Below are 17,535 nucleotides of genomic sequence, written 5' to 3'. Positions count from 1 at the left end.
TATGTGGCGGCTAATTGAGTGCTTCACACTGATTGCATCAATCCGGGGCATGCATTGCCCCATCAACACCTCAACCTGCCGTAACTTCACGACAATCTCTTCGGACTTTGGCCTCTTCGTTGCCATCTGTGGTCCTCCGCTTTCCTAAACATAGGGGTGGACCACCTCTTTGGGGGAGGCTCAAACTCACATGCTCAAGGGCGCGTTTTTTGCCATAAGTATAACTGGTATTTTGGACGGAAAGCCCTGTTACTTTATGGTTATCTCCAGCCGCTGCGTCTCACCGGTGCTGGCCGGCACTTTTAAATAGTAACTACCCGGCTTGATGGCGACGAAGCCAATTTCCATCTCGCCCGCCTCGTCGAATTCAACGGAATCCAAACCCAGTGGACGGATTTCCAACCCTTCCACAATGATCTCATCAACCCAGATTGCCCGGAAGAACTCAGGCCCGATCAACGCCAGCTCCTGACTGCCATCACCCTGAATTTCGAACTCATAATAAGTGCCTGATTTTAGTTCCCACGGGGCCACAGCCAGGGGCACGCCCGCCGACAGAATGATGGATGGCAGATCTTCTTTGTTCTTGGCAGACAGAATTCCGGCCAAGCCAAACCCGTTGTCATCATCGTCGGCCATCGCGCCGTTGGGCATCGCCAGAGTTATCATCGCGCAAAAGGCGGTCAGTCGAACCATTTCATTATCTCCATGTTATTCTCAGTCTGTAGGACGGTACGCGGCGCCCCATGGAAAGCGCCCGACCTTGATTGTTTTGATCGGTTTGCGTTTAGCCACATTGACCACGGTCACATCCCCGGACACACCGTTTGTTGTGAACAGCAGCGATTTGTCGGCGTTGAAATCCATGTGCCAGACGCGGCGACCGACAAGGATATAATCCTCAACTTCATAAGTCTCGGCATTCACCGCAGCAATATGGTTGGAAGGCCCAAGCGCGACAAAGGCGATCTCATCCCCGGTCGACAGCTCGAACCCCACGGGTTGAACCCGATCCGGGTGCACGCCATGGACCTCGAACTCGATCTTGGCCTTCTCTGTCTGGGTGGCGACGTCAAAAACGGTGATGGTGCCACCGATCTCGGAACTCACCCACAGTTCAGAGCCGTCCTTGACGAACTCCGCATGGCGCGGGCGGGAATCGACCAGAGTATTGGCGAACAGTTCCTGCGTTTCGGTGTCGATCCAATGCGCCATGTTGGTTGTCTCAGACGTGGTGATCGCGATCTTTCCGTCCGGCGATACGGCCATGCCCTCGGGCTCGATCCCCACATCGATCTGGGCAATGACTTCCCGACTTACGGTATCCACCACAGTTGTGATCGCATCGTCTTCGTTGGCGATGTAAAGGTGGCGGTCATTGGGGTGCAGGACGAATTGCTCCGGGTCTTCGCCCGAGGGTAGATCGTACAGGATTTCTCCGGTCACGGGGTCCATCACTTGCACCGCGTCGCTGTCGGACGCGCAGATATAAAGCACCGAGAAGTCCTTGGAAAACGTGATCCCGCGCGGCCGCTCGCCGGTTTCAATGATGCGTACCACCTCGAGCGTATCAATGTCGATCACGCTGAGCGTGTCATCCTTTTCGTTGCTGACCCATATCTCATCCGCTGCCGCCGGGGTCCAGAGTAAGGCCGCCGCTAAGATTGCAGATAGTCTCATCTTCAGTGCTCCTTAAACGCCCGACATTGGCTTTCGGCCTGATCAATACCCAGCGTATCCAACTCGGTGTGTTCATGCAGGAAACCCTCGAGTGGAGCCATGGCGACAACCGCGCGATCCGTCACCAACGGGATCGGTTGCCGCATTTGGCCATTCCACAACCGGAAGTTCATAGCGCGCCCCTTGAAACCTGCCAGTTCGAATTCATCCGACAGCATATAGGCCCGCAATACCTCGGGCGCATCAGATTGGGTTCGCGTTACAGCCTCGCCAAGTGATCTGTACGCCGCCCATGCGGCATAATCCTTGGGCATCATTGCCCGCCCGGTCTGATCGGAAAACCGGTTCTGCATCTGAACCGCGCCCCATTGCTCAACCACACGCGACCATGTCACCGGTTGAAGCCCTTCGGACCCCGCCACAGGGCGCGCTTCCCACGTGTTAAATGCAATGTAACGCCCGAAATCGTCCAGTTCGTCGGCAATAAGCAGCACGTCATAATCACCGAGCTCCTGCGTGAAGAGCGGAACCTCCTGCGTTGCGTTGCGCCGCATGTCAGCATTAAAAATCCAGGCCTTTTCGGCTTTCAAGTCCAGTCTGAATTTTCTTAGAGACCGCTTCAATGCCGCAGCAAAGGCCTGATCGCCAGGATTGTCGCCAGCGATCAACACCAGTTCCTCCCAGCGCCGTTTAACAAGAAACTGAACTAGCGCATCTGTACGCATCGTATCCGACGGCAAGGTGTGCAAAAGATTGGCACGACATGCGTCATCTCGGATCGCCACGTCGGGCGCAGAGGCGTTGAATAACACGGCTCCTGTTGCCTCTTGCAAATCGGCGACGTCCAATTGCGCTTGTGCAGGCGCATCGAGTATCACAAACAGGCTCTCCGACAGAGCCTTACGAGCAGCAGCCAGCCAATCTCCGCCTTCAGGTACAGAAGTTACCGTAAGGGTGTATTCGTGCCCCAGGAATTTCGCCGTCGTCAGATTGTCGGCCAACCCAAATTCGGCCCCAGCAACACCAAGGTCATCAGGTAACGGGTCAAGGTTTGATAGAGTTGGTTGCCGCGGCACTTGCAGCTGCAGATAAGTCACTGAAATTGCAATATCAGCCCATGCAGCCCCTGGAATCAGGATTATCGCCGCAATCAGGCGGTACAATTTGGTCATGGCAGCGCCTCCTCCCGAGCAACAAAAGTAAAACCTGGTCCCTTGCCACTAAACCATTCGACCTTAGTCGCAGTCCGACCCAGATGTGCAACCAAGGTCGAATTTCGCGGCAAATTTGACTGGGCTACGATCGGGAAAAGCATCAGAAGGAGGAAAAGATGCGTCTCGGTTTTTTTAGTCCCATGTTTGGGGCCATCGCCGCAGGAAGCATGGCCCTGGCGCATGGCGATGTGACACCGCAGCCCGTCAATACGGACACCCTACCTGACGTGAGCGAAGAGTGGTTGACCGAAAACCCCTACCGCGACCTCGGTAATGAGGTTTGGCAGACCGCAGTCGAAATTGGCGACTCTGGTTATAATCAGAACTGTGCCCGTTGCCATGGATTGGGTGTGGTCTCTGGCGGCCTGGCTCCGGACCTGCGGTACCTCGAAGCCGAAGAGTACGGTGATGAATGGTATATAGAGCGGTTCCGCGAAGGATATACCCAGAATGGGATCACCAAAATGCCGGCATTTGGTGAGTTGCTGGGCCAAAAGGCTGCTTGGGCCATTCGTACCTACATCGAAACCCGACCCGACGATGGGGCGCTGGATGATCATTCCGACCGCCTGAAAGAAATTCGAAACCTCCTGGCAGCTATGGCTGAAGGGGGCAAGGGGGACACAGCCGCACTGCAATCGGAACTCAATGAGATCGCCAGTACAATCGAAAGCGGTTCGGGCGCACCTGTCGCAGACAGTGTTGCCCTGCGCGCGGCAGTCTTGATTTCAGGCGACAACCCGGATTTCGCAGAAGCGGCTGAGCAACTGACTATCGGATTGTCTGCCGCGCGATAGAACAGCAGACTGGGCACATGATCGGACGTTCGCTTTTTTTCTCCCTTTTGGCCATCAACCTCTCGATTGGGCCGGCGCTGGCTAGGTGCGAAGATCATGTGCCCCAACCCAATCCTCAGAACGCAGGCCGTGATATAGTCGGTGCCGACCTCGATACGATCATCGAGCGTGGCTATATCGAATTCGCGGCTTATGAAGACTTTGTCCCCTGGTCCTATGAAGAAAGTGGAGAGATCAAAGGCGTCGACATCGACATAGGCAGGCTGATTGCCGAAGATCTCGGTGTCGAAGCCCGGTTCAACCTCATCGCGGCAGGTGAAAACCTTGAGGCTGATCTGCGCAATTGGATCTGGAAAGGCTCCCTAATCAATGGGCGTGTTGCCAACGTGATGTTGCACATACCTTATGACAGTGAATTTGCCTGCCGGGTCGAGCAGGTCGTCTTCACCGGCCAGTACCACAATGAAGAAATCTCCATCGCCTTTCGCCGCGATGCTTATCCCGACACCCCGCCCGTCCCGGCCTATTTCCAATTTGACACAGTTGCCGTGGAAAATGATTCCATCGCGGATTTCTACCTTTCGTCCTTTCCTGGTGGGCAGCTTGCCCAGAATGTCAGACGGTTTCCTACAGCAGTACGAGCTATGGAAGCGCTCGCCGCAGGAGAAACAATGGCCGCAATGGCCCCCCGGGCTCAGCTTGAGGCCGGTTTGACGCCTGAGTTGGATATTCACACGCCTCATTTGCCCGGGTTTTCCGTCAGTACCTGGACCAGTGGCGTCGCCGTACACTTCTCCTATCGCGGTCTTAGCTATGCTGTGGATGACGCGATTTACGCAGGCCTTCAGGACGGCCGCATTAGGGCAATCTTTGAAAATCACAGATTGACACATTCACCACCAGAACTGCGCTGACAACGCCCAAGGTCGAATAGGCATCGTGGCGGTGTTGTCACGTTAACCGCCCAGGCAAAGAGAACTCGTGGTGCTCGGATTTCAAGCCGCGCGGGTGGCGGCATTCCAGGCGCCAATTGCCTCGAGAGGGTGATACCGGATGGTTAAGGCGGAGCGGCGGTGTGCGGGAAAACAGAAGCAATTCCGAATGGCTGAATGGGTGGTCACAAACCGCTGCAAACCTCCTGGAGACCGATATCCCTACATCCTCCGTTCCCGCTTTCGGTTTGGGAGATGACTGCTTTCCGCTCGGTTGTTGAAGTCTTTGAGATCTGTCACATACATTGGTATTGATTAAAGCTAACGCTCTGATTGTGCATAATTATTCAGCGAGTTCTGCAAATTGACGGAATCCGCTGTCTTGATCTTCCCTTTCCGCGCCAACTGAGCGACCTGAGGCGAATATTTTATGACCCACCGCTTCTGTGTCGCATGATCAACTTTCACGCCCTGCTCTGCCATAATCTCCTCAAGATCACGATACGACACCCCGTAGCGCACGTATAAATAGACCGCATATAGGATCACCGACTTTGGGAATTGCGCTCCCTGGAACTAAATCATACTCCTACCTTTGTGATAAGTGGTGGCTAACAGTTGCAAGCATCCCCGCAACCTTGGCATCAACCCCGGAACTTTGCGGCAGATCCCACAACGCGCCCAATGCACAGAAACCAAGTTGTAGACCACACCAGAACCGGGTTAGGAAGCGACCATTAATCACCTAAGGGCGACATAAATGAGGATGCGTGACACTTTTTTGAAGCCAATGCATCCGGAGGGTCGCAAGTTTGTCGCGGTATTCTCCGCCCTGACGGTACTGCTCTTTCTCATTTCTACAGTCCTGGGCTGGATCGGTACCGGAGCAACTATCTGGTGTTATTATTTCTTTCGCGATCCCAAACGTTCTACACCACTGCGAGAAGGGTTGATCACCAGCCCGGCCGACGGTGTCGTGTCGCTGATCCAATCAGCGGTGCCGCCGTCCGAACTTGGGATGCCAGACAAGGCGTTGACCCGCATCAGCGTGTTCATGAGCGTGTTCAACTGCCATGTGAACCGGGCACCAATTGCCGGGGAAATCGTTGGTCTCGCTTACCGTCCTGGTAAGTTTTTTAACGCGTCGCTCGATAAAGCAAGCGCAGACAACGAACGCAACAGTTTGTGTATCGAGATGAACGACGGACGTCAGATCGCGGTCGTGCAGATTGCAGGCCTCGTTGCTCGGCGGATTGTGTGCTTTGTCGAAAAAGATCAGGAAATCAGAACCGGCGAGCGCTTTGGATTGATCCGCTTTGGCTCTCGGTTGGATGTATACTTGCCAGATGGCGTTCAACCCATGGTCAGCGTCGGCCAAACCATGATCGCCGGCGAAACAGTTTTGGCCGATTTGGTAGCATACGAACCTGCCCGAGCGGCGCAGACGGATTGAAAGATGTCAAAATCTTCACCAGACACCACGCGCGACCAGCTGGTCTTTCATCTATTGCCCAACCTGCTAACAGTCACTGCAATCTGTGCCGGGTTGACGGCGATCCGATTCGGTTATCAGGGTGATTTTGAAACGGCGGTCAAACTGGTGCTTGTGGCCGCTGTGCTTGATGGTCTCGACGGTCCTCTTGCACGACTGATGCGCTGTCAGAGTGCGTTTGGCGCCGAACTGGATTCGCTGGCTGATTTCGTCAACTTCGGGGTGGCACCAGGACTGATAATTTATGTCTGGGCTTTACAGGACTTCAGCGCCGGATGGATGGCGGTGCTGGGCTATGCGATCTGTTGCGTGTTGCGCTTGGCGCGTTTCAACGTGACCAGCAAATCCGATACAGAGGATGCCAAGAGCGAGTTCTTTGAAGGCGTACCATCACCTGCAGGCGCGCAGCTTGCAATGCTGCCAATGTATGTGTCTTTCTTGTTCTCCGATATGCCTCTGGCATCGCCTGTTTTTATCGCAGGTTACCTTTTGGCGATCGGGCTTTTGATGATTAGCCGGGTTCCCTCATTTTCCTTCAAGAACATCTCGGTTTCTCGCGAAAACGCTAAATTTCTGATGCTGGGGTTTGTTCTTCTGATATCGGCATTGCTCATCTTTCTCTGGGCAACGCTCGCGCTCATGTCGATCATCTATTTCGTAAGCTTGGCGCTGGTATATCGCGCGGCCCGAAAATCCACTTGATAGAAGAGGACATTCCTTTGGATATCCATGCCGTCAAAACCTCATATGCCCGGTGGGCACCGGTTTATGACCGGACGTTTGGCGTTGCGACAAATGTTGGTCGGCGAACTGCGGTAGACTACATCAACGCGCAAAATTGCACCAATGTACTGGAGGTCGGGGTCGGCACTGGGCTTGCATTGCCGTATTATCGCGGCGACCTGCAGGTCACCGGGGTCGATTTCAGCGACGAGATGTTGCAAAAAGCACGGAAAAAAGTTCGGAACTTTGGTTTGGCGCAGGTTGAAGACCTCGAACAGATGGATGCCCGAAATCTGTCCTTTCCCGACAATAGTTTTGACACCGTAGTCGCGATGCATATCGTCTCTGTTGTCCCGGAGCCGGAGCGCGTGGTCGCTGAGATGGCACGTGTGTGCAAACCGGGTGGAAAGATTGTCGTCACCAACCACTTTGCACGCGAAACCGGCTTTCTGTCGCTAGTCGAACGGCTCTCAGCCCCTTTCGCAAACATTCTTGGCTGGCATTCTGACTTCAGCATCAACACAGTTCTAGGAGAGCCCAACCTTCAGGTAATCAAAAAAGAGTCGCTCCCGCCAATGGGCATGATGACGTTTCTGGTCCTGGAAAAGTCAAACTGCTGAGTGCCAAGGCTACCGCTGACTTCGTCGTACCCGGCCCGAGCCTGCCGTTCATCAAGTCCGTTCACTGCTGCAAAGCGGCCAGCCGAGTTGGACATTCGCGGCAGGCGCATTGTCCTGGCTGCCAGAAGGTCGGATGTGCGGACAAAACTGCAACAATAATCGACCTTAACCCGCTCGGCTTCCGTTAATGCACAAACCTGTAGCTTCAATCGACGCGTACGCTGAGCCGGCGGCTGAGCATATGGCTGTCAGAGCAAGGGATTACCTTTTTTGATATGACCATCTGGGTTTGCCCGACTTAGGCTTTCTGGTAGCACTTTGATTTTTTGTCCAACTTTGGTGAATGCACGCTGACCAATTCGGCGAGTTCAGGTCGACAGGAACCACAATTTGTTCCGGCTTGAATAGTTTCCCCGATTTCGTCAACACTCACCAGCCGTTCAGCCTGTATTGCGCGTATGATGGATTTTAAACCGACACCGAAACACGAGCAAATCGTCGGGCCAACATCTTCTGAATCCAAAGGCGCTCGGCCGGATAAGACTAGTTGGGGCGCGACCTCTGGCAAAGTCGCAAGGTAATCCCGCATCAATGCTTCCGGTTTTGCGAAGACAAACAGTGCTGCGACAAGGCGGCTCCCTTCTTTTAATGCAATGCGAAATGAGCCACGTGCAGGATCTTCTGTTGAAATTGCCGTCGCATCGGGTACCCCGAACCAATCACGGGCAGTGCTCACCCAATTCTCGACAACATGTTTTCCTGCAAGCTCGGTTCTGTATCCCCCCTCGGTCCTGGCGGTTGCCCAGTATTCTATCGGAGGCGAAATTGCCTTAGTTGACACAGCAAACCCATACCACGCGGCCTTCATTCGCCGAATAGACACCGCCGTTGCCTTGGTTTCCGGCTGTCCGGAGATTGGGTCGGTTACGCTTGGAACTATCGCATCTACACGCGCTGATGGAGCAGTTTCGCCAGTCCAGTGAATAGGTGCAAAAACATGACCGGGAGCGACAGCATCAGTGATGTAAATTCGGAAAACCCCCTGTCCAACGGAGCTATTGATCTCAACCAAATCTGCAGGGCAGAGGTCCAGACGCCCGGCGTCTTCTGGGTTAACTTCCACGAAAGGTTCGGCAAGATGCGCCGATAAGCGAGGTGACAAACCAGATCGGGTCATGGTGTGCCATTGGTCCCGCATACGCCCCGTGTTCAAAAGAAAGGGGTATCGCGCTGATGTTTCTGCTTCGGGTGGACGGTGGGCCACCGGCACAAAGCGCGCTTTGCCGTCGGTGTGAAAGAACTGACCATCGCCAAAAAACCTCCCGCCTGTGGCTCGAGCCGTCACCGGCCATTGCACAGGGAATAGCTCCGCGTATTCATCGTCGTCGATTTCCGCGTATTCCGAAATGTCGAAATCTTTGCCAAAGGATTTTGCTATTGATGACAGCGCGGCATGTTCGCGAAAGATCTCCGCCGGAGACTCATAGTTGAACGACGTCTTCCAACCCATGCGACGGCCAACCTCGGCCAGAATATCCCAATCCGCGCGCGCTTGTCCCGGGGCTGGCAGAACCGCGCGCTGTCTGCTGATCGTGCGATCTGAATTGGTCACGGTGCCACTCTTTTCGGCCCACCCGGCTGCAGGCAGCAGAACATCTGCCAAGCGCGCTGTGTCGGTACGATCTGTCAGGTCGCCGACCACGGTGAAAGGGCAGGAAGCAATGGCTTTGCGCACATGATCCGCATCGGGCATCGTGGCGGCCGGATTGGTGTGAATGATCCACAGTGCCTTGATCTGACCTTCGTCAACCGCGCGGAACAGATCGACGGCTTTCAGTCCGGGGCGCTCCACCATCGTCGGAGCATTCCAAAACCGCTGCACCGCGTCGCGGTGATCTGCGTTTTCGATGTCCAGATGGCAGGCCAGCATGTTGGCCAAGCCGCCCACTTCGCGGCCGCCCATCGCGTTTGGTTGACCTGTCACAGAAAACGGACCCATTCCTTCGCGACCGATCCGGCCTGTCGCCAGGTGGCAGTTGAGGATCGCGTTGACCTTGTCCGTCCCACTGGAGGACTGATTGACGCCCTGGCTGAAGATCGTGACCACGCGATCGGTATTGATCCAAAGATCGCAAAATGCCTCGATCCTGTCCGCGCTCAGGCCGGTGACGGCTGGATCATCTTGTTGTGCAGCGTTGATTGCATCCCGAAAGCCGACGGTTCGGTCGAGAAACTCGGGCGCGGTATGCTCGCCCTCGTAAATTCTGGTCAGCAGCCGGTTAAACAGGGCGATGTCACTGCCAGGCTTCAAGGCCAGATGGAGATCCGCCTGATCGCAGCTGGCCGTGCGGCGCGGGTCGATCACCACGATCTTTGTGCCACGCGCCTGTCGCGCCGCCAGGACACGCTGATAAAGGACCGGGTGGCACCAGGCGAGGTTCGATCCGACCAAAACAACCAGATCGGCTTGATCCAGATCCTCATAGGTTCCCGGAACGGTGTCCGTCCCAAAGGCACGTTTGTGCCCTGCTACAGTCGAGGCCATGCAGAGCCGAGAGTTGGTATCGATATTGGCGGACCCGATGAACCCTTTCATCAGCTTGTTGGCGACGTAGTAGTCCTCGGTCAGCAACTGGCCAGAGACGTAGAAAGCGACGCTGTCCGGGCCGTGATTGGCGATCGCATCCGAGAACCGATTGGCCACCAGTTGCAGGGCGTCGTCCCAATTTGTGTTCCGGCCAAAGACGCGCGGGCTCAGCAAGCGGTGCTCGAGCCCTACTGTTTCACCCAAGGCCATGCCTTTTGAGCACAAACGACCGTAATTCGCCGGATGGTCCGGGTCGCCGCGCACCGCCAGTCCTCCGGCACCATCCGCGCGCAGCAGGACGCCGCAGCCGACACCGCAATACGCGCAAGTTGATCGAACCTCTGGCAGGCCGGCTCCGTCCATCAGGCGGCACTCCGCCGGGTCACAGCGCTGTCGCCCAGAAGGATGCGCCCGGCTTCAACCCGAACAGGATAGGTGGTGATCCGACCGTTGTCTGCGCCCTGCGCTTCGCCCGTGTTCAAGTCGAAGACCCAGTTGTGCAGCGGGCAGGTCACCGACCGCCCATGGACAATCCCTTCGGACAGGGGGCCACCATTGTGCGGACAGCTGTTTGTTGCAGCAAATACCTCGGCCTCGGTTGTTCGAAAGATTGCGATACAGCCAATATGGGTTTTCACCAGACGCGCGCCGCGCAAAGGTACCTCGTCGATATGTCCGATATCAATCCAGCTCATTCCGCGGCCTCCAGCGTGAAATCTGCAATCGGCGCGTAGGTCTGCGCCTTTTCCTGCACATGTTCCGCCCAAGGGTCTATGCGATAGATGCTTTGGGACAACTCGAAGCGCTCAACCAAGTTGGCCCGGTTTTCCAGATCGTCGACCACTTGGGTCTTGACCCAGTCCATACCGACCTTGCCCAGCCATTTGTACAAACGGTCCAGATACTTGCCGCCTTCACGGTAGGCTTGCGTGACCGCCATGACGACCTCGATCGCTTCTTGTTCTGAAGGCACCTGGCACAGAAGCTCGGTTTCGCGCACATCCATACCAGCAGCACCGCCGATGCTAATCTGGTAGCCCGATTCGACGCAGACAACACCGATATCCTTACAGGTGGCCTCGGCACAGTTGCGCGGGCAGCCCGACACAGCCAGTTTCAGCTTGTGCGGCGTCCACGACCCCCAGAGGATTTTTTCAAGTTTGATGCCTAAGCCCGTGCTGTCCTGCGTTCCAAATCGGCAATGATCTGTCCCCACGCAGGTTTTGACCGTGCGCAGGCCCTTGGAATAGGCATGCCCCGAAACCAGCCCGGCCTTGTTCAGATCCGACCAGATCGCGGGCAGGTCCTCGCCCTTGACGCCCAGAAGGTCGATGCGTTGACCACCCGTGACCTTGACTGTGGACACATCGTATTTGTCCGCCGCATTCGCGATCGCGCGAAGTTCCTCAGGTGTGGTGATCCCGCCCCACATGCGCGGCACGACACTGAATGTGCCATCCTTCTGGATATTGGCGTGTTTACGTTCGTTCACGAACCGGCTTTGCGGGTCGTCCTGATATTCCAATGGCCAATCCGCCAGCAGGTAGTAGTTAATTGCCGGGCGGCACGCATGACACCCGTTGGGCGTGGTCCAGCCCAGTTCCTGCCAGACGGCTGCCTGGCTTTTCAACCCCTGCCCCTTGATCAGGCGGCGCACATCCTCATGCGTTAGATCGGTGCAGCCGCAGATCGGCTGGGCCGCCGGCATTTCGAACCCGTCGCCCAGCGTGACCTGCAGCAAATGCTCAACCAATCCTGTGCAGGTCCCGCAGGATGCACTGGCTTTGGTGGTCGTTCGCACCGCACCCAAATCGTTGGCACCAGCGTTGATCGCCTCGACGATGCCACCCTTGCATACGCCGTTGCAGCCGCAAATTTCCGCCTCAGGCGGCAATGCTGCAACGGCTGAGAGAGGGTCCGCAGTGTCGCCCCCCTGATAGGCCGGACCAAAGATCAGCGTCTCGCGGATCTCATCGATATTGGTGCCGTCCTTGATCAGGCTGAAAAACCAACTGCCATCGGCGGTATCGCCATACATCACAGACCCAACCAAGCGGTCCTCTTCGATGACTAGGCGCTTATAGACACCTCGAGAAGGGTCGCGGAGCACGATATCCTCGCGCCCGGAGCCATCGGCAAAATCACCTGCGCTGAACAGATCGCAGCCGGTGACCTTCAGCTTGGTCGACAGGCTTTTCTGAACGAAAGCGGCGTCCTCGCCCAAAAGCACCTTCGCGACGACCTTGGCCTGATCGTAGAGAGGTGCGACCAGGCCAAACACAGCCCCGTCATGCTCGACACATTCTCCCACAGCAAAGACATCCGGGTCAGAGGTCCGCATCTGGTCATCCACGTGAATGCCGCACCCTGTGGCCAAGCCCGCCTCCTGCGCGAGCGCTGTGTTGGGGCGGATGCCCACAGCCATAACCAGTAGGTCGCAGGGCAGTTCGGTCCCATCGTCCAGCAACAGCGCGCGGACCTTGCCGTCTTGCCCGAGGATTTCCTTTGAGTGCGCCTGAAGGCAGATATTGATGCCTTTGTCTTCCAGAGACTTCTTCAGCAGATGGCCTGCAGCTTCGTCCAGTTGCCGCTCCATCAGATGTCCCATGATGTGAACCACCGTGACGTCGACCCCATGCGCTGCCATACCCGCAGCGGCCTCAAGCCCCAGCAGCCCTCCGCCGATCACGACGACCTTACTGTTTGGCCCCATACCCATCATCCGCTGCGTATCTTCCAGATCACGATAGGCGATCACGCCTTCCAGATCATGGCCGGGCAGCGGGATAACGAACGGGTTCGACCCGGTCGCGATCACCAGTTTGTGGTAAGGAACATGACCGTTTGCACCCTCGATCACCTTCATCTCGCGGTCGATTTTCACAACCCGCTCACCAAACCGACAGGCAATTCCGCGCTCGGCATACCAAGCGTCGCCATGGGTGACGATCTCTTCATAGGTCTTCTCACCCGACAATACTGGGCTGAGCATGATGCGGTTGTAGTTTCCACGGGGTTCGGCGTTGAATAGGGTGATGTCGAAACCCTCGGGGTCAGCGTCTGTCAGGTGCTCCAGCACCCGGCCCGAGGCCATACCCGCGCCTATCACGACCAATCTTTGTTTCATTGTTTCACTCCGCTGCAATCGCCCTGGGGGCGGACGATTTCGGCTTGGCGCCGTGTTCATATTCTTCCAGGAAATCTAGAACTTCCTGCCGGTAGGCGTAATAATCGGGATGCTCCAGCAAAGCCTTACGCGTCCGAGGGCGCGGCAGCTCAACCTTGGTGATTTTGCCGATGGTCGCCTGCGGGCCGTTGGTCATCATCACCACCCGGTCGGCCAGCAGGATTGCCTCATCCACATCATGGGTCACACAGATTGCGGTCACCTTGGTGCGGGACCAGACTTCCATCAGCACCTCCTGCAGTTCCCATCGGGTCAAGCTGTCCAGCATCCCAAAGGGTTCGTCCAACAGCAGCAGCTTGGGAGACAGGGCAAAGGCGCGGGCGATGCCGACGCGCTGTTTCATACCGTTCGACAAATCGCTAGCCTGCTTGTCCATCGCGCTGGCCAAACCAACACGTTCCAGGTAATATTCAACGACATCCTGCCGCTCGGCGATGCTGGCCTTTGGATAGACCTTATCGACGCCAATCGCGACATTCTCCTTGGCACTCAGCCAGGGGAACAGGTTGGGCGACTGGAACACCACGGCGCGTTCGGGATCGGCGCCTTCCACATGGCGTCCGTCCAGCTTTATCGCACCCTTTGAAATGTCGTTCAGCCCGGCAGCCATGGTAAGAACCGTGGATTTGCCGCAGCCGGAATGGCCGATCAGCGAAATGAACTCTCCCTTTTCGATCTTGAGGTCGAAATCCTCAACCACGGTCAGCGGACCCTTGGTTGTCGGATAGACCTTATGCAGCTGCGAGAAGTCGAGGAATCGATTCTCGATCATGCCCTTCTGCGCTTCGACCACTGCCGTCGGAACACCGTGGATTGGCGTGACGTTAGGCAGGATGCGAGAGCCTTCAACCTTGGCCTTGATCCCCACATCCATGAGGTATTTGGTGACATCCGAACGCAGGCGCTTGAAGGCTTCGTCATTGTTCATCGCCCCTCGGTCGCGCGGGCGCGAGATAGACACGTGAAACTCCTGCCCCAGCGTACCATCAGGGTTCAGCGCGAGGATCCGATCGGCCAGAATAATTGCCTCGTCCACGTCATTGGTGATCAGCACGCAGGTCTTCTTGTCCCTTTCCCAGATGTGCTCAATCTCATCGGCCAGATTGGCGCGGGTCAGCGCGTCGAGCGCAGACAGTGGTTCGTCCAGCAGCAGCACCTCGGGGTTCATCGACAGCGCACGGGCTACGTTAACCCGCTGGCGCATACCGCCCGACAGCTCGGCAGAGCGGCGCGTTTCAGCATGGCTGAGGCCCACCATCTTCACATAATGGGCAACCTTTTCCGCCTTTTCGGCCTTGCTGAGGCCAGGGAAAACCGTATCGACCGCCAGCCCGACATTGCCGCTGACCGTCAGCCACGGCATGAGCGAATAGTTCTGAAAAATCACCCCACGTTCCGGGCCCGGCCCCTTGATCGGGGCGCCTTTGAACGTGACATCGCCTGTGCTGGGCGTATCGAGGCCCGCCATCAGATTGATCAATGTGGTTTTACCGGTGCCGGAAAACCCGAGGATCACCAGAAACTCACCCTCTTGCACGTCTAGATCGATGCCTTTCAAAACATCGGTGCGGGCGGCCCCTTCGCCGAAGGATCTCGAGACGTCTTTGAAGCTTAGAATGCTCATTTCTCTCACCGGTTGTTGGTAAAGGTGAAAAGGGATTGCAGCGCATACATCACCCGATCCAGCAGGAAGCCGATGATGCCGATGGTGAAGACAGCCACCATGATCTTGGCGAGCGAGCTGGACGAGCCGTTCTGGAACTCATCCCAGACAAATTTGCCCAAACCAGGGTTCTGCGCCAGCATCTCGGCCGCGATCAGGACCATCCACCCGACACCCAGTGAAAGGCGCAATCCGGTGAAGATCAGCGGCAGGGCCGAGGGCAGCACCAGCTTGGTGATCTTGGTGTACGTGTTCATTTTCAGAACTTTGGAAACATTCACCAGATCCTTGTCGATCGACGCCACACCCAGCGAAGTATTGATCAGTGTCGGCCACAGTGAACACAGGGTCACGGTGATGGCCGAGATCAGGAAGGACTTGGCGAACCAGCCATCATTGGTGCTGTAGACTGCCGAGACGATCATGGTGACGATGGGCAGCCAGGCCAGTGGAGAGACCGGTTTGAAGATCTGGATCAATGGGTTCAGCGCGGCGTTTGCAGTCGGCGACAGGCCCGCAGCAATCCCCAGTGGAACCGCCACAGCAGTCGCAATCAGAAAGCCGAAGAAGACGGTTTTGATCGAGGTCCAGATTTGCTGGTAGTAGGACGGTGCGCCGGTAAAGGCGACGTCCTTCACCTTCTCAGGTTGGCCAGAGTCAATGAATTTCTGGTTGCGCTTTTCAACCATCGCCACGAACTTGGCCCGCTTTGCAGCCTTGGCCTTGGCGTCTTCGTTGAGGCTAACCATTTCTTCCCAGACCTGTGCGGGTCCGGGAACCGCACCCAGCGAAGTCTGCACCTTGGGCGCCAGGGTCGCCCACAGCAGCAAGAATGCAAAGATCGACAGCAAAGGGACGATCAGCAGTCGCCAGATCTCGGCCATCTGGGCACGCGGGTTATCCCCGGCGGCGGCCTTAAGGACCGGGGTGGCCCAGCTTAGACCCAAAACCTGGAACCATTTGTCGGTGGTATTGATGCGGGTGAAAAGGCGGGCGCGACGCTCTTGCCGGGCGGTGTCTTCGTTGAAGTCTGGATCGACCGTTGTCATCTGATGCGTCCTTGCGGTGGTGGGGCACTTTGGGAGGCCACGCCCGATCATTGCCGGGCGCGGCGCTACGGGGTTAGCCCTGAACGTCCGAGCCGACGATCATCTGATCGCCCTTCAGACCAATGGACAGGCTTTCGAGATAGGCGTTGGGGGCGCGGCCGTCATAGGCAAGGCCGTCGATGATATCCTCGGCCGGTGACGGGGCCTTGTAGCCGTCGCTGTCCCAGGGGAAGTCGACCTCATTCGCAAGCTCTTCGTCCACCAGCAGGCGCGCGGCTTCGAGGTAGACCTCTGGCTTGTAGACCGACTTGGCGACGTCATCATACCAGCTGTCAGGCTTGGCCTCGGTAATCTGACCCCAGCGACGCATCTGGGTCAGGTACCAGACGGCGTCCGAATAGAACGGATAGGTCGCGTTGTAACGGAAAAACACGTTGAAATCGGGAACTTCGCGCTTGTCGCCCTTCTCATATTCAAAGGTGCCTGTCATCGAGTTGGCGATGACGTCGTAATCGGCGCCCACATATTCCGCACGGCTGAGAATCTCGACCGCCTCGGGGCGGTTGGCGTTGTCATTTTCATCCAACCACATCGCTGCGCGGATCAGTGCCTTCGTGACGGCCAAGGTGGTGTTCGGATTCTCTTCGGCGAACTCGGCAGTTATGCCAAAGACCTTTTCGGGGTTGTTCTTCCACAGCTCATAATCGGTGATGACCGGTACACCGATGCCTTTGAACACGGCCTGCTGGTTCCACGGCTCACCCACGCAATAGCCGTAGATCGTGCCTGCCTCCAAAGTGGCCGGCATCTGCGGCGGAGGTGTCACGGACAGGAACACATCCGCACCGATCTGGCCAGTTACACTTTCTGGGCTGTAATACCCCGGATGCAGGCCGCCGGCTGCCAACCAATAGCGCAGCTCGTAGTTGTGGGTCGAAACAGGAAAGACCATACCCATGTTGAAGGGCTTGCCTTCGGACTTGTATTTCTCGACCACCGGAACCAGTGCCTCGGCGCTGATCGGATGTTGAGGGCGACCGTCATCCATGACGGGAATGTTGGGCTTCATCTCCTCCCAGATTTCATTGGAGACCGTGATGCCGTTGCCGTTCAGATCCATTGAGAACGGGGTAATGATGTGTGCCTCGGTTCCATATCCGATGGTCGCGGCCAAAGGCTGGCCAGCCAGCATATGCGCGCCATCCAGCTGCCCGTCGATCACACCGTCGAGCAGCACTTTCCAGTTGGCCTGCGCCTCAAGTGTCACGAACAGACCCTCATCCAGAAAATATCCCTGCTCATAGGCCACAGCCAGCGGCGCCATGTCCGTCAGTTTGATAAAGCCAAGGGTCAGTTCGTCTTTCTCCAACTCCAACTCGGCAAAGGCCGGAGTGGCTAGTGCTGTCGTCGCAGCGAGGCTCAGAAGGAGCTTTTTCATCTCGATCCCTTTCGATCCAACCCATGTCCTTTGGGCAAACAAAAAAACCGCCGACACACACCGCCGGGAGGAGTTGGCGGATGGTCGAGCGGCATTGCTCTTGTTAGGTGCCCTATGGTTTGGGCAAATTTCTTCGGCAGGCTCCGTTGCCTG

The 17,535-nt window shown here is 56.6% G+C and carries 14 protein-coding genes and 1 pseudogene; 5 read left to right on the top strand and 10 right to left on the bottom strand.

Annotated elements, in window-relative coordinates; genetic code table 11:
- Positions 1–249 precede the first annotated feature (249 nt).
- The 3 genes from AB1E33_RS20110 to pedA1 are packed head-to-tail and all read right to left on the bottom strand — an operon-like array spanning position 250 to position 2,852.
- Positions 250–696 (bottom strand): hypothetical protein, encoded by a 447-nt coding sequence (locus tag AB1E33_RS20110; RefSeq protein ID WP_372579043.1) that lies wholly within the window; start codon positions 694–696, stop codon positions 250–252.
- Between the two features lie 21 nt (positions 697–717).
- A complete protein-coding gene (locus tag AB1E33_RS20105) occupies positions 718–1,680 on the bottom strand; it encodes a YVTN family beta-propeller repeat protein (RefSeq protein WP_372579042.1) in 963 nt (320 codons plus the stop codon).
- Positions 1,681–1,682: 2 nt separating this feature from the next.
- Complete coding sequence (gene pedA1, locus AB1E33_RS20100) at positions 1,683–2,852, bottom strand: lanthanide ABC transporter ABC transporter substrate-binding protein PedA1 (RefSeq protein ID WP_372579041.1); 1,170 nt, start codon at positions 2,850–2,852, stop codon at positions 1,683–1,685.
- 158 nt (positions 2,853–3,010) lie between these two features.
- Between pedA1 and pedF the strand changes: the two genes are divergently transcribed.
- Both pedF and AB1E33_RS20090 read left to right on the top strand, forming a co-directional pair.
- Positions 3,011–3,691: a cytochrome c-550 PedF gene (gene pedF, locus AB1E33_RS20095; protein ID WP_372579040.1), complete on the top strand. Its 681-nt coding sequence runs from the start codon at positions 3,011–3,013 to the stop codon at positions 3,689–3,691.
- Positions 3,692–3,708: 17 nt separating this feature from the next.
- Positions 3,709–4,605 (top strand): substrate-binding periplasmic protein, encoded by an 897-nt coding sequence (locus AB1E33_RS20090; protein ID WP_372579039.1) that lies wholly within the window; start codon positions 3,709–3,711, stop codon positions 4,603–4,605.
- Positions 4,606–5,001: 396 nt separating this feature from the next.
- On the opposite strand, the pseudogene AB1E33_RS20085 reads toward AB1E33_RS20090, so the two are convergent.
- Positions 5,002–5,172: pseudogene (locus AB1E33_RS20085) on the bottom strand (IS6 family transposase); the annotation flags it as partial.
- A 211-nt stretch (positions 5,173–5,383) separates the two neighbouring features.
- On the opposite strand from AB1E33_RS20085, the gene AB1E33_RS20080 reads away from it, so the two are divergent.
- The 3 genes from AB1E33_RS20080 to AB1E33_RS20070 all read left to right on the top strand — a co-directional run bounded on the left by AB1E33_RS20080 (position 5,384) and on the right by AB1E33_RS20070 (position 7,458).
- Complete coding sequence (locus AB1E33_RS20080) at positions 5,384–6,076, top strand: phosphatidylserine decarboxylase (RefSeq protein ID WP_372579038.1); 693 nt, start codon at positions 5,384–5,386, stop codon at positions 6,074–6,076.
- 93 nt (positions 6,077–6,169) lie between these two features.
- Positions 6,170–6,817 (top strand): CDP-alcohol phosphatidyltransferase family protein, encoded by a 648-nt coding sequence (locus AB1E33_RS20075; protein ID WP_372579037.1) that lies wholly within the window; start codon positions 6,170–6,172, stop codon positions 6,815–6,817.
- 17 nt (positions 6,818–6,834) lie between these two features.
- The gene (locus AB1E33_RS20070) at positions 6,835–7,458 is read left to right on the top strand and encodes a class I SAM-dependent methyltransferase (protein ID WP_372579036.1); all 624 of its coding nucleotides are present in this window, start codon (positions 6,835–6,837) and stop codon (positions 7,456–7,458) included.
- A gap of 298 nt (positions 7,459–7,756) precedes the next feature.
- Here the strand turns inward: AB1E33_RS20070 and AB1E33_RS20065 are convergent, their stop codons facing one another.
- The 6 genes from AB1E33_RS20065 to AB1E33_RS20040 form a co-directional block, all read right to left on the bottom strand.
- Positions 7,757–10,408: a molybdopterin-dependent oxidoreductase gene (locus AB1E33_RS20065; protein ID WP_372579035.1), complete on the bottom strand. Its 2,652-nt coding sequence runs from the start codon at positions 10,406–10,408 to the stop codon at positions 7,757–7,759.
- On the bottom strand, positions 10,408–10,740 hold the full coding sequence (gene nirD / locus AB1E33_RS20060; protein WP_372579034.1) for a nitrite reductase small subunit NirD: 333 nt from the start codon (positions 10,738–10,740) through the stop codon (positions 10,408–10,410). Before nirD ends, AB1E33_RS20065 begins: the two co-directional genes overlap by 1 nt.
- A complete protein-coding gene (nirB, locus tag AB1E33_RS20055) occupies positions 10,737–13,172 on the bottom strand; it encodes a nitrite reductase large subunit NirB (RefSeq protein ID WP_372579033.1) in 2,436 nt (811 codons plus the stop codon). The genes nirD and nirB overlap by 4 nt, the downstream gene beginning before the upstream one ends.
- Before the next feature lie 4 nt (positions 13,173–13,176).
- Positions 13,177–14,856 (bottom strand): ABC transporter ATP-binding protein, encoded by a 1,680-nt coding sequence (locus tag AB1E33_RS20050; protein WP_372579032.1) that lies wholly within the window; start codon positions 14,854–14,856, stop codon positions 13,177–13,179.
- A 5-nt stretch (positions 14,857–14,861) separates the two neighbouring features.
- On the bottom strand, positions 14,862–15,944 hold the full coding sequence (locus AB1E33_RS20045; protein ID WP_372579031.1) for an ABC transporter permease: 1,083 nt from the start codon (positions 15,942–15,944) through the stop codon (positions 14,862–14,864).
- Between the two features lie 73 nt (positions 15,945–16,017).
- Positions 16,018–17,382: a CmpA/NrtA family ABC transporter substrate-binding protein gene (locus tag AB1E33_RS20040; RefSeq protein ID WP_372579030.1), complete on the bottom strand. Its 1,365-nt coding sequence runs from the start codon at positions 17,380–17,382 to the stop codon at positions 16,018–16,020.
- Positions 17,383–17,535: the final 153 nt, after the last annotated feature.

Origin of the sequence: Ruegeria hyattellae (genome assembly GCF_041537925.1) — a bacterium.
In the GTDB taxonomy this organism is placed as follows: Bacteria; Pseudomonadota; Alphaproteobacteria; order Rhodobacterales; family Rhodobacteraceae; genus Ruegeria_C.
Note: the sequence above shows the minus strand (reverse complement) of the source record. Positions and strands in the feature narration are given on the sequence as shown.